The organism is Bacteroides gallinarum DSM 18171 = JCM 13658 (assembly GCF_000374365.1).
Classification (GTDB): Bacteria; Bacteroidota; Bacteroidia; order Bacteroidales; family Bacteroidaceae; genus Bacteroides; species Bacteroides gallinarum.
The window spans coordinates 1-12,164 of sequence record NZ_KB894116.1; the positions used below are offsets into that span (position 1 = coordinate 1).

The 12,164-nt window shown below is 43.4% G+C and carries 9 protein-coding genes and 2 pseudogenes; 2 read left to right on the forward strand and 9 right to left on the reverse strand.

The genetic code is table 11. The features are described 5' to 3' along the window. Positions 1–123 precede the first annotated feature (123 nt). The 8 genes and pseudogenes from C233_RS0102005 to C233_RS0102040 form a co-directional block, all read right to left on the reverse strand. A complete protein-coding gene (locus C233_RS0102005) occupies positions 124–1,149 on the reverse strand; it encodes a tyrosine-type recombinase/integrase (RefSeq protein WP_018665808.1) in 1,026 nt (341 codons plus the stop codon). Further along, positions 1,136–2,059, reverse strand: coding sequence for a tyrosine-type recombinase/integrase (locus tag C233_RS0102010; protein ID WP_241217659.1), 924 nt, complete (start codon positions 2,057–2,059; stop codon positions 1,136–1,138). Before C233_RS0102010 ends, C233_RS0102005 begins: the two co-directional genes overlap by 14 nt. Before the next feature lie 76 nt (positions 2,060–2,135). Further along, positions 2,136–3,383: a site-specific integrase gene (locus C233_RS0102015; protein WP_039747134.1), complete on the reverse strand. Its 1,248-nt coding sequence runs from the start codon at positions 3,381–3,383 to the stop codon at positions 2,136–2,138. Positions 3,384–3,470: 87 nt separating this feature from the next. Then, positions 3,471–4,517 (reverse strand): AlbA family DNA-binding domain-containing protein, encoded by a 1,047-nt coding sequence (locus C233_RS22130; protein WP_081626093.1) that lies wholly within the window; start codon positions 4,515–4,517, stop codon positions 3,471–3,473. 232 nt (positions 4,518–4,749) lie between these two features. Further along, a pseudogene (gene tnpC / locus C233_RS22135) lies at positions 4,750–6,374 on the reverse strand (IS66 family transposase). A gap of 87 nt (positions 6,375–6,461) precedes the next feature. Next, positions 6,462–6,830 carry an IS66 family insertion sequence element accessory protein TnpB gene (gene tnpB, locus C233_RS0102030; protein WP_013616133.1) on the reverse strand — a complete coding sequence of 123 codons (369 nt, stop codon included), beginning with the start codon at positions 6,828–6,830 and terminating at the stop codon, positions 6,462–6,464. Beyond that, on the reverse strand, positions 6,823–7,146 hold the full coding sequence (gene tnpA / locus C233_RS0102035; RefSeq protein ID WP_018665812.1) for an IS66 family insertion sequence element accessory protein TnpA: 324 nt from the start codon (positions 7,144–7,146) through the stop codon (positions 6,823–6,825). Before tnpA ends, tnpB begins: the two co-directional genes overlap by 8 nt. 213 nt (positions 7,147–7,359) lie before the next feature. Continuing rightward, positions 7,360–9,891, reverse strand: coding sequence for a DEAD/DEAH box helicase family protein (locus C233_RS0102040; protein ID WP_018665813.1), 2,532 nt, complete (start codon positions 9,889–9,891; stop codon positions 7,360–7,362). A gap of 209 nt (positions 9,892–10,100) precedes the next feature. Between C233_RS0102040 and C233_RS22140 the strand changes: the two are divergent. Further along, positions 10,101–10,853, forward strand: a pseudogene (locus C233_RS22140) (transposase); the annotation flags it as partial. A 164-nt stretch (positions 10,854–11,017) separates the two neighbouring features. Next, positions 11,018–11,677, forward strand: coding sequence for a M23 family metallopeptidase (locus C233_RS0102050; RefSeq protein WP_018665817.1), 660 nt, complete (start codon positions 11,018–11,020; stop codon positions 11,675–11,677). A gap of 2 nt (positions 11,678–11,679) precedes the next feature. Here the strand turns inward: C233_RS0102050 and C233_RS0102055 are convergent, their stop codons facing one another. Then, positions 11,680–12,063 carry a hypothetical protein gene (locus C233_RS0102055; RefSeq protein WP_018665818.1) on the reverse strand — a complete coding sequence of 128 codons (384 nt, stop codon included), beginning with the start codon at positions 12,061–12,063 and terminating at the stop codon, positions 11,680–11,682. Between the last annotated feature and the right edge of the window lie 101 nt (positions 12,064–12,164).

Here is a 12,164-nt window from a genome sequence, read left to right on the forward strand (position 1 = left end):
TATGCAGTATGTAAAGTCCCTCATTATGTAAAGTCTGTCGTCGTTCATATATACGTTATTGCTGTTATTCAGCAAATTAGTTACATAAAAACTTGGACAGACTTTACATAATATCAGAGCGTATTAGTATTTGGTCTGTAAGCTTTTGAGATAGCCAAGAAGGTTTTTGTTGTCTTGCCAAGACGTTTTACCTTCTTGTACTATTCCCGGATTCAGTTTGGACAAGGCTCTCTGTTTCATCCTTTCACTTGCTCTCGCATACACTTCTGTAGTGGTAGTAGAGGAGTGTCCAAGAAAGTCACGGATGTAAACAAGATTAATGTCTGCTTCAAGCATGTGCATTGCTTTTGAATGCCGGAAGCTGTGACATCCTATGTTGTCAGGAAACAAGTCCGGATATACTGTCCTCGCCTTTGCGATGTATTTTTTGACGATGTTCAGCACTGCCATTCTGCTCATTTTGCTTCCCTGAGGATTCGGGAACAATGGGTGACATTGGTTTTCCGGTCTATACAGATGCTTTTCTTCCATATACAGCTTTAGGTTTGTAACCTGAGTGGCCGAGAGTGGCACGATTCTGGCCTTGCCTCCCTTTCCATGAAGCTTCACAGAAGATGTCTCATCAAAGCGTAGGTCTGAAGGAGTGAGGTCTAATAGTTCCTGGACGCGACACCCACTGTCATAAAGCAAGCCGAGCATTACGAAGTCCCGTCTTCCCTTGGCTGTTTTCAAGTCCGGTTGTCGCAAAAGCAGTTTCAATGCTTCTATCTGCAGGTATGCCATTTCCGGCGAAGATGTTTTCTTGCACTTTATTGAGAGTATGTCCTGCCATTTTGCGAGCCCTTCGACATTCCTGTATTGAAGGTACGCGAAAAAAGAGTGTATGGCACCGAGACGGGCATTACGTGTTGATGTGCTGCATTTGCGCTCTTTTTGAAGCCAGGCGAGAAAATGGATAATCCGCTCTTTCGTAATCTCGGCAAGAGTGAGATTCTCGGGCCGGACAAGTTCCTCAGTCTCCATGTATCCAATGAATAGTGTAAAAGTGTAACTGTAGGTCTTCACTGTATTGGCGGAGTAGCCGCATTCGGATGTAAGGTATCTGCCAAGAAAGTCGGTGAGATGCCTTGCAAAATCAGTCGTCTTCATAGTCGGCATCCTCCAATGATTTCCCCAAATCGGGGAACACACATTTGTAAGCCTCGTCCATCTTCAGTAGCAGATGAGGGTACATCTCTTGCGTGAGTCGTACATAACGGTTGGTCGCCTCAATCGACTGGTGCCCCATGTAAGTCATCAGTACAGGAAGGGCGCAATAGAGGTCCTTGCCTTCTTCTGTCAGTTTCACTAGTGCATTGACACAAAATGTGTGGCGTAAATCGTGCAGGCGAGGCCCCACACCCCGGCCTCCATGCCCTATACCGGCGCGTTGCAACACTTGTCTGAATATCTCATAGACGGAACATTCGGTAAACTTCCGGCCATCGGCGGAGGTGAAGAAAGAATTGTCGGCCTCCACAGGAAGGCTGAGTTTCTGCTTATACGCCACCCAGTCCTTGCACACTTCCCTGAGGGACAGCGACATTGGGACTATACGGTCTTGCCCGTTCTTGCATCCTTGCAATTTTAGCACTCCATGCTCAAAGTTCACATCACCATGATTCAGTTTCAATGCCTCTCCGATTCGTATGCCTGTTCCATAGAGCATTCGTATAAGACTGGGCATCACGCATTTTACGGAGTACATGTAGTGTCTCGACAGAGTAAGTTTGTCACATTCACGGAAGATGGCGGCCATCTCCTGTTTAGTGTAGATGTGAGGAATGAAGTTGCCCTTATACTTTGGCAGTTGTGGCACGTATGACGCATAGCCGACCTTCTGTAAGTATGCAGAAAAGCCTCTCAGCATGCTGATGCGGCCATATCTGGCATTGTCTGATTCCATCGGGAATGGCTCTGCCCAAGCCTCTGCCAGGTCCCTGCTTATGCCTATCTCAGTCTCGCCCCGTTCGATTGTAAGCTGGTCAAAACGCCTGAGACGCTCTTCAGTCTCTTCCATCTTGTATCCGAGGGATCTCTTATGGCTGACATACTCCGAGATCAGCCCGGCATAAATGCCATGGTTTGGAATACGGTTAGCCATACAGATTGTCGTAGAATGAAGATGAAACGAATGGCACGTCAAGTGCACACTGGCGCAGCATATCCACATTTACCCTTGTGTAAACAGTAGTGCTTTCCGCTGTGGAGTGTCCCAAAATCTCTGAGATGACAGGTATCGGCTCGTTCACGCCAAGCAGATTGGTGGCAAGGCTGTGACGCAAGGCATGGGGGCCATGCTTTCTTCCTGTGGAGTCTATGCCGGCAGCCCTCATCCAGTCTGCGAGGTTTGAACCCAATCCGCTTGCCTTCATTGGCCCATACGGTGCTTGCGCCTTTATAAACAAGTATGGGAGTTTGATGTCCGGACGTCCATGACGGATATAGTCGATGATGGCACTGCCCACCTCTTCCGACAAGGGTAGCACAACCTTCTTCCCCGTCTTCTGCTGTATCAGGGATATACGGTTGCTTTCCCATTCAAGGTTGCAGAAACGCAACCCGATGATGTCGGAGATGCGTAACCCGTATCGTGCTGCAAGCAGCACCATGGCATAATCGCGTTTGCCTTGGGGGTGGGTCCGGTCAATGGCATTGATTACCGCATTGACTTCCTCCTGTGTATAAACAGAGGGAAGTTTCTTACGGATGCTCCCTTTCAGTTTGTACACATCCATCCAAAGGCACTCCCTGTTGTCTGGCAACAGGCCGTTGGTGCAAAGATAGCGGAAGAATACACGGATGGTTATCACCGTGTTGTCTCTGTCGATAGGATTCTTTGCCTTGTCCAATATGTCAAGGAACGCCATTGCGTCAGCGACAGTAAATTCTTTGATTGTCTTCTGAGTATCTGCAAGGTAGGCATACAGCGTATATATACGCTCCTTGTAACGTTGGATGCTCGACGGAGCCTTTAGGTGGCTCTGCTCTTCGATGAAGCTGGTGAACGGACTGCCCAACTCTCCTTCGTAAGTTATAACCTTGGGAAGTATATGGCTTCGTCTTACCTCTCCATAATCCGTCATGTCGCTAAGCACGTCTATGTGGCGGACCCGCTCCTGTTGACGGTGGGTCAGTTGCTTATAGGCTTTGTTCCCATGCCAATCATTAAGAAAGGCATCGCCTACTTCGCGACTGTATAGTTCATAACCATTGGCTTTCATAAAGCTGGCCAAATGATCCCATGTGTGGTTGTATCGTTTGATACATGTATCCTTGTACATCATTGTACGCAGATAGGCTTCCACACGAAGCCTGATGTCTGGCAGTTTTGACTGTATCATATAATATAGGTGGTCAATGAGATGACCGACACTATAATATATTATGTAAAGTCGTTATGTCAAGTTCTGAGGCTATGCTTTTGATAATCAAGACACATCTCTTAGGATAGTTGCAGATATTGACATAATGTAATTGTTTACATACTGTATATTATGTAAACATTTACATAATATACAGTTTATCAATGCCTCGCGCACGGCATCATGAGCGGCTGTTTCCTCTTGCCTTTCATCGCCTATCAACTTGAATGGCTTGGGCAGGGCTTGGATGAGTTTGTTGTACACTCGTATATAGAATTGGAACAGGTTGGCCTCCCATGTGCCATCTGGATAGATGCGGTCGGTCCACCGTACCTTGGCATCATCAGTGTACAACCGCTCTTGGTAGTCCACAAAATAATAGGGCTCTCCGGCAGGGTTGGTTATCATGTCGGATTGGCCGAACATCAAAAGTCCGGCACGAGTGATACCGCTTTCACCTGTCGCTATGTTGTGGGAATAAGCACCTATCTTCTCCATGAACTGCAAGTCATCCGTGAGCTTTGCCCAAGGATGGGTGGGGTGCAGGTTGGTAAACAACTGCCGGTATTGATGCAGTGACGGCAGGTCAATGGCATTCTCAAGGGTGAATCCTTTTCGTATGATGGTATCTTGCGGATGACTTTCATGTTCAGCATCGGCAAACATCCGTCTCACTTCTGCGTCTGTACACTGGTAATCGCCCTCATGATTCCTACGATAGGTATTGCCAATGGGGTTGGTCGTGAGGTACACAGGACGCATATTGTATTCAGCCCGGGGAATGTGGCAAACTAACAAATAGGCCCCATTCACGTCCTTGATTTCCACGTCCTGTTCGTGGGGCAGGCAGACGCTTACCTTTCCACGGTTATGGGCATTGTCCCAGAAGTTTTTCTTGTATTTGAGTGCCGTTTCTTCGGAAAGGCCATCGAACAAGAATTTTCCATCCTTTTCTTGTACGCCCAATATGATTGTGCCCCCGTTGGTATTGGCAAATGCCGAATAGGTTTCCCAAAAGCTGCCGGGAAAGCCACCACGAGCGGATTTGAACTCGACTTCGGCCGATTCACCTTTTTGAACCAAGGTATATAATTCTCTTCTGATGTCTGTCATACGATTCTTGTTATGTTGCAACTGCATTGTCATCGGTTGCTTGATTGATACGACCTCACTTTGGTGATGCAATTACTTCTTACAATTTGCAAATATAATGTTTTTTACGGTGTAACGTAAGCATTCGATAAACTACAGTCATTAAATATCTATATAATGATAGCGACTGTTGCTATTGGATTCATAGTGACAGTCGCTATAGTTTTGTTGAACCTGTATGTTGACGTTGTGGTTAGTTAGCGGATTCTACAGTTTGTTTGGTCAACAGGCTCTCCGGATGTTGCAGTTTCCATTTGTGCGGAAGAAGGTTAAGCAGTTCCTCATCAGCGGACTTCTTATGATACGGCATTTGGGCAATGATATCCTTCAGGTAATCCCTTGGGTTCACATCGTGTGCCTTGCAGGTGGCCAGCAGGGAACAGATTACAGACATGTTAACGGCAGCCTCATGATTACCGCAGAAGAGATAGTTCTTGCGCCCCAAAGTAATTGGCCGGATGGCATTTTCCGCCAGGTTGTTGTCCAAAAGCAGGCGTCCGTCCTCCAGGCATCTCATCATGTTGTCCCATCGGGTATAGGCATACGAGACAGCTTTGCCGATTAGCGATTGGGGACTGTATTTGATGCCTTCCGTTTCCATCCACGTCTTCATGGCCTCCATGATTGGGCGTGTCAGTTCCCGGCGTTTCGCTTTGCGCCCGTCGGACGACAAGCCCGCCTTATCGCAGCAGTGCTCAATCCTGTACATGTACTGTATCTGGGTCAGCCCATATTCGGCTTCCTTTTTGTTTTCAACCAAGGCATGCTCAAAATCACGACGGATATGCGCCATGCAATTGACCAGCCGCACGTCGGGGTTGGTCTTGAAGGCTGTCTCATAGCCTGCAAAACCGTCGCATTGAAGGTATCCTTTGAAGTGGTATTGGCTTACCAGTGATTCGATGACCGATCCGGACCGGGATCCCATGTCATAATGGAAGATGACCAGTTTTTCCATGACCGACCTGACCATCCAGAGGTATTCCTTTTCCGCCTTGTGCTTTCCTCTGTTGATGACCGGGATGGTGGTCTCGTCCGCCTGCACATAGTCGCAAGAGAAAACCTCTTTCTTAAGCGACTCATACAGGGGCTTCAGCAGTTCTACCGTCTTCTTGAACCATCCGTCCAGCGTGCTTTCCGTAAGGCCTTTCAGCCCGAGATGCCTGTATTGCTGTATCTGACGGTAGAACGGGACGTGGTATTCATACTTCTGAAGCAGTATCTCGGCAAGCAGGCTGGTATCAGCGATGCACTTGTCAACAGGCATCAGCGGCATGGGGGCAATCTCCACTCCTTTCTGTCCCCGGGTGGAAGCTGCGTGTTGTCTATGAGCGCATATTTGGGGCGGATGATTTTCTTGACGTAAAGCATTCCCGGCTTGTGTTTGACAAGAGAGGTTACCTCTTCACCTATCTTGCGGTATAAGGACAGGTCCACGCCTTCCGGCTCTATCACCCCGGTTTCGAGCACGGGCAGGCCTTCTATCATTTTCCTGTTCTGGCGTTTCCGTCTCTTTTCCTCTTTGGATTCCTTTTCTATCTGCTTCACTGCCTCGTAGCGCTTTTCCTCTGCCTGACGCCGCAAGTCGGCAAATTCATCCGCAAAGAGATCCGGCATATGGGAATCAAGCGCGTGGAGCTTCTCCGATTTACGCCCGAAGAGCTGACGGTTCAGCCATGCGACCTGAGCCGTCAGCTCCTTGATGCGCGCCTGCAGTTTTTCATTCTGCTCAGCCTGTTTTTTATTAGTGGCAGACAATGAGGCAATAGAGGCATTCAGCCCTTCTATCGTCTTGAGTAATATAGCTTTTTCATCCATTGCCTGTCTCTTTTTTTACTGATGTAAAGATACTAATTATTAATGGATTATACAATAATACCAGCACTTTTTTCAATAAAAAACATGTCATACATGGTACTCCTTACGCTCTGCCCTGAGCCGCCGGAGCCTCTGCCCCGGGCTTTCCTGAATGCCTTCGACCATCATTACCAGGTCACGCCATTCCATGGGATAACTGTCTGATTCCGGGTCGTATTCCGGCAGTTTGAAGCGTCCGGCCTCCAGCCGTTTGACGTACATCACCATGCCGCCGTCTTCCGCATGAAGCAGCTTCATAAGCCTGCGGTTGGAGCCGATGAAGATGAAGACATCGCCGTTCTTCACCTCACTTTTCATCTTTTCATGCACCACCCCGCACAGCGAACTGATGCCCTTGCGCATGTCCGTCCTGCCGGGACACAGGAAGTAGCGCATCGTGTCGTTCAAGTTAAACATGGCCGTCCTGCAGACTTTGGTTCAACACTTCCATCAACAGCTTCTCTGAGCCGCTTCCAAAGTGGGCACGGAGTCCGTTGGGAAACAACAAGGCCACGCCGTAAGGAGCCAGCTCATCCAAGGACAATTCTGCTGTTGGCCGTTTGATATTGATCGGAGCCAGCTCTTGTTTGATACTGTCTTGCTCGGCAGAGTATTTCTTTTGCCAATAGTGATAGGTGGAATAACTCACTCCCATCTGTCGTAGGTACGACTTCAATGACAGGCCGCTTTGTTGCACCTGCTTTTCTAATTCTTCAAATTCAGTTCTGTTCATTGCAATTCGGTTTGATTGGTATGCGGGGGCAAAATTACAATCAAACCATAGGGCATGCAATGTGTATTTCTTAGAATGCTTACTTTTCCCCGCATACGGGCACAAAAAAAGCGGCTCCATCCGGCACTAAAGCACGGATGAAGCCGCCATATCTAACGTTCTTATATATTATAACAGTTTACAAAATCATTCTAAATTTGTAGTGATAATATTTTACTTTTTTCGTATCCAAGATTCTGTATAAAGACCTTCAATATCCTTTACATTTAATTTATTAGCATTTATAAAATCTTGAATCTTAGCATCTTCGATCTCATGAATATTATAAGGTTTAAATTCCTTAACAAAAGATTTTATAGCATTCTTAAACTGTTTAATCTTTTTCTTGTTCATGATTTCTACCTCATGTGTAAAATCAGCTTCATAGGATAATTTATTAGTAGGAATTATTAGAATTCTTTTTACATATACATCTTTGCCATATTCGTTCTCAAACCATCCACAATGTGAATTCATTTGTCCTACTTCATGCTTATTTATAGTTTCACGGCTTTCACTAACTTCACTTTTACATTCAAGTAAAATGAATTTATGTTCAATACCACCCCATAAATTATCTGGTCCCTTACGAATTTCTTTATCGGGTCTTTGACTTATAAAACCTAATAACAGGCCTATATTCTGCAAAGCCATCTCAAATTTTTCTGCATTCACTCCAAACGAAAAATCATTTAAAATACCATCTACAGCTAACATCAATTCGCTATAATCATTATATTGAGCAATCCATTTCTTTATTCTATGAATTCTAGAATCATTAATAAAGTTAATCTTTTTATAAGTTATTCCATCTTTTGGTTTTAATAAATGTAGATTACAATTAAAAGCCGCTTTTTGAAGTCGATTAGATTCAGTTTTACTAATGAAATATTTATATCGTGCCAATATTTGTAAATACCATCCTTTTTCAGAGTCTTCAGTTATGTATTTATCCAATATCGCTTGAATTTGATTACATGCGTCTTCATAATTCTTTTGCATAGAAAAAATCTCTGCTTTTTTCTCTAACTCCAATATTTCATAAATATTATTTTTATTTTCTAAAACTGGAATTTTATCCATTTCTTCACGATAAAATTCTTTCCACCCCTCATCTCTTTTTATTACAGCTTGGGATATTAACGATGCTACTACTTTCAGACTAGGTTCATCTGCTTTAAGTTCATCCTTCGCCATTTCTGCAATTTGGAAACCAATATCAATTTGTTTCCTTGTTTGGGAAGAAAAATATTTATTAGTTTTTATGCTCCTAATAAACTTCACTAAATCAGCACCAATTAATAAAATAACACTATAGTCTTTTTCACCTCTAACACTTCTTCCCAAACCTTGTTCTATTTTTTGAGCCAAACGAATATTGATAACATCGCTATTAATTCTACACTGTTCTTCATATCGATCTACCAATGAATTAAAATATGGCATTGAGTCAATAATTAATAAACGACAAGATTCATCTGGTAAATCAATTCCATCATATCTATTTATTATTACTACTGTATTACTGGTTTTACCGGCTTTCAAATCTGAAATGTTAGCAAAAATATTTTTTGCGTTAGTAATAGTAGAGCCTAAATGATAATATTGTTCCGATCTGCGAAGACTTGGAACAATTGCTACTCTACCAAAATGCATTTTATCATTAGGTTTTGCAAATTTACTTACTATTAAATCACGATCTAGTGACTCATCAATTAATGATGGTATCAAAATCATTTTTTCACCAGACCACTTTTGCTCAGTATTGATTAAAGGATTCTTTATTGCGTTAACATCAAATCCTAAACCTTTTATAAAAAAAGAATCATCCTGAGTCGTAGCAGACATTAATATTCTTTGATTTGCATTAGCAAATGAACCAAAACTTCCAATAGGAATATTATATGGAAGTATCTCTATACCATTACCTGTAACAAAAGCCTGACAATCCTCAATATTATTTTTTATTAAAGGCCATATAAACATCAGCTCATCGTCATCTTTATGTTGAGACAACAGACTAGTAATCTCACTTTTTTTATCAATCCAAGACCAATATGGAATAGGAAGCAAAGCTTCATAATCACCATTGCAAATATCCAAAAAATCACCTTCACCTTGATCTGACAAATCTTCCTTAAAAAGGGTCAATATTTCTGCATATATTGGTTTTTCCCTCGGAATCCTAATAGTAAAAGAATCTTTTATAGAATCAATACATGCATGTGAATCATCTAAAATGATAGTCCCGATATGTGTGGAAAAGTTATTAATTCCAAAAATAGTTTTTCCATTAAATATTTTTTGAACGTGTACAATTAAAATTCGCTTTCCTTCAATGAAGTCGTTAGGTAAACTATTATCACTTTCTATTACACAATATGGAATACCAAATTTTTCAGCTTCTTTAGCAACTTGTTGCGACAAATAGATATTAGGGCACACAAAAGCACAAGGTCCCTCGCCTTGATTTATCTTAGACTGAAGTATTAATAGCCCTATTAAAGTTTTACCTTCTCCAGTATGGAGTTTGATAATCAGATTTTTGTCTTTCTGCTTATGTTTAAACCATTCATCCAATATTTTATATTGTACAGGTCTTAATGGACCTGTAACACTTCTTCTATCCAATTCATCATAAATCTCTAATGGATTTATCTTCTTTTCAACTTCTTTTTTTCCTAACTTCTTCCTAAAATCAATCATAATTCAAAGCATTTTGATGTTGTATATTTTTACTTAATACGTACACCATTTTTTCAACGACAAACAAATATAGAAAAATAAATTGAATATTAATCAACTTAAGTTTCGCAAGTGTCCCAATGATGTAATAAAAAAGGCTAAATGGTTTGATAATTCAAAGATTATCACTATATTAACGTCACCAAACAAACCATATAGCCCCTTTAGCCATGAACAAAAATAGACATATTATCGGTTAACTCCAAGAGTTTTTTGCAAATAAAGACTCCGGCAAGGCAATAAACAGCCTATCAGCCATTATGAACAGCATAAGGATACAGTGCAAAGTCATCGGATCGGTTAAGAATCCGAACTGCAAGTTCACCTCTCTTCAGGTGTTGCAGCTGCTTGTCCTGTTCCCGTTCTTTTCAATAAAGAATGCAGCCAACTATTCGTCTTCCGCCCTGGGTAAGGTGTTCGCCTGCCACAAAGACGTGTTCTATCGTTTCATGAACGACGGCAACGTCAATTGGCGGCGTATTATCTACTCGGTTTTCAGACAGCTGTATTCACGCGTGAGTCGCAAAACGGCATTAAAATCGGATGCCAAGTGCGTCATCATCGATGATACGGATCTTCCAAAGACCGGATTCAAGACAGAGAAAATCGGCAAGGTCTTCTCCCATACCCAAATGAAGCCCATACTTGGCTTCAAGGCAATGTTCCTCTGCTTTACAGACGGTGTATCCCAGTTTCTCCTTGACTTTTCCCTCCATGGCGAGGAGGGAAGACGAAGCGACAGGCCACAGGGCTTGTCCAAGAAACAGGCGGAGGCCCGCTATTGCAAGGAACACTCAGAGGATGAGCGTATCGCCAAGCGCAGTTCCGAGTATTTTGCGAGTAAGATTGAGACGGCCATCAGCATGCTTAAGCGCTCAATCATAGAGGGCGTGCGTTTCGATTATCTTCTTGTGGACAGTTGGTGTAACTTCCAAGTTAAGAGAGATTTCTCCATTTTTTCAGGCATCCGTTGTATAATCGTTGCGAAGTCTGATTGACAGGTCTGATTCCCTATAAAATCTTATAATATAGCCATTCCCACTATCGTCTTTCTGCTTTTACGCAAGCCACATATTACTTTTGTGCCATGAAAAAATCATGGCTACTATTCACCCTGTCTTCTTGTTTCCTCTCCGTACAAGCGCAATTCCACACTATTGCTTACAGCAAGCCGCTCTATAAAGTAGAGGAAGTTGCGGAGCAAAAGGACACAAAAAGCCTCCCCGAAGCAGGAAAGGCCGATAATCCTGTTTCCCAACCATCGATGGCAGGGAAACATTCAGAAGAAATGCACAGCCGGTGGATAGGCTGTTATATGAGTGTTTCTTATCCTTTGAAGGAAATCATGGTCACTTCACCTTACGGACGGCGCAAAGACCCTCTCACTGGCAAGCGGAGCAACCACAACGGCTTGGACTTGCAGGCAAGGCATGAGGAGGTCTATGCCATGATGCCGGGCGAGGTGGTTAAGGTGTCATCCGACAAGCGTTCAGGCAACTATGTGACCATCCGACACGGTGACTACACAGTCAGTTATTGCCATCTGTCGAAAACATTGGTAAAGAAAGGCGCACAAATCATGCCTGGCGAGGTAGTGGCCATCAGTGGCAACACAGGACGTAGTACCGGACCACACTTGCACATTACCGCCAAATACGGCAAGAAGCACATCGACCCGGCCATCCTGTTGCAATTCGTCCGTGAAACACGTGCGGAAGCATTGGCGCATTTGGTAGCAGACGACTAAGCTCACTTCCCGTTCCCTTTCAGGAACTGCTCGTAGTCATATTCGTTCATCGTCGGCTTGTAGGTCTTGCCCGACAGGAACATCCTTGCTATCAGTATAGGCCAGAAGATGGGAATTGCCCATAGAATGACCTTGCTCCAATTTGTACCCCCATAGTCATTCCGTTTGTATTGTTTCGGATGTCGCTCTTGATACTTGGCTACCGGTATCAAGATGTATCGCCAAGCCAATAAAATGGCACCCACCCAGAACCAATCCAATATGAGCCAGCAAAACAGCACGGCCAGCCACAGTGCGGTAGTTTCTGCCGAACAGACCTTTCGTAATATCTTACTGCAGAATTTTAGCAGGATATATCCCAGTACAATCAATACAATATATTCCATAATAAATTGAATTTCAGAATACTAATATACTAAATTATTTTCATATATGGAATTTTTTTCACTAGTTTTTTTGGGGGAAGAATCAAATGATTTTCTAATAT

Coding starts and splice junctions, on each gene's coding strand:
- tnpA (WP_018665812.1), bottom strand. CDS start 7,146: ATGAACAGAACTGAATTTGAAGAATTAGAAAAGCAGGTGCAACAAAGC.
- C233_RS0102005 (WP_018665808.1), bottom strand. CDS start 1,149: ATGAAGACGACTGATTTTGCAAGGCATCTCACCGACTTTCTTGGCAGA.
- tnpB (WP_013616133.1), bottom strand. CDS start 6,830: ATGTTTAACTTGAACGACACGATGCGCTACTTCCTGTGTCCCGGCAGG.
- C233_RS22130 (WP_081626093.1), bottom strand. CDS start 4,517: ATGACAGACATCAGAAGAGAATTATATACCTTGGTTCAAAAAGGTGAA.
- C233_RS0102050 (WP_018665817.1), top strand. CDS start 11,018: ATGAAAAAATCATGGCTACTATTCACCCTGTCTTCTTGTTTCCTCTCC.
- C233_RS0102040 (WP_018665813.1), bottom strand. CDS start 9,891: ATGATTGATTTTAGGAAGAAGTTAGGAAAAAAAGAAGTTGAAAAGAAG.
- C233_RS0102055 (WP_018665818.1), bottom strand. CDS start 12,063: ATGGAATATATTGTATTGATTGTACTGGGATATATCCTGCTAAAATTC.
- C233_RS0102010 (WP_241217659.1), bottom strand. CDS start 2,059: ATGGAAGAGACTGAAGAGCGTCTCAGGCGTTTTGACCAGCTTACAATC.
- C233_RS0102015 (WP_039747134.1), bottom strand. CDS start 3,383: ATGATACAGTCAAAACTGCCAGACATCAGGCTTCGTGTGGAAGCCTAT.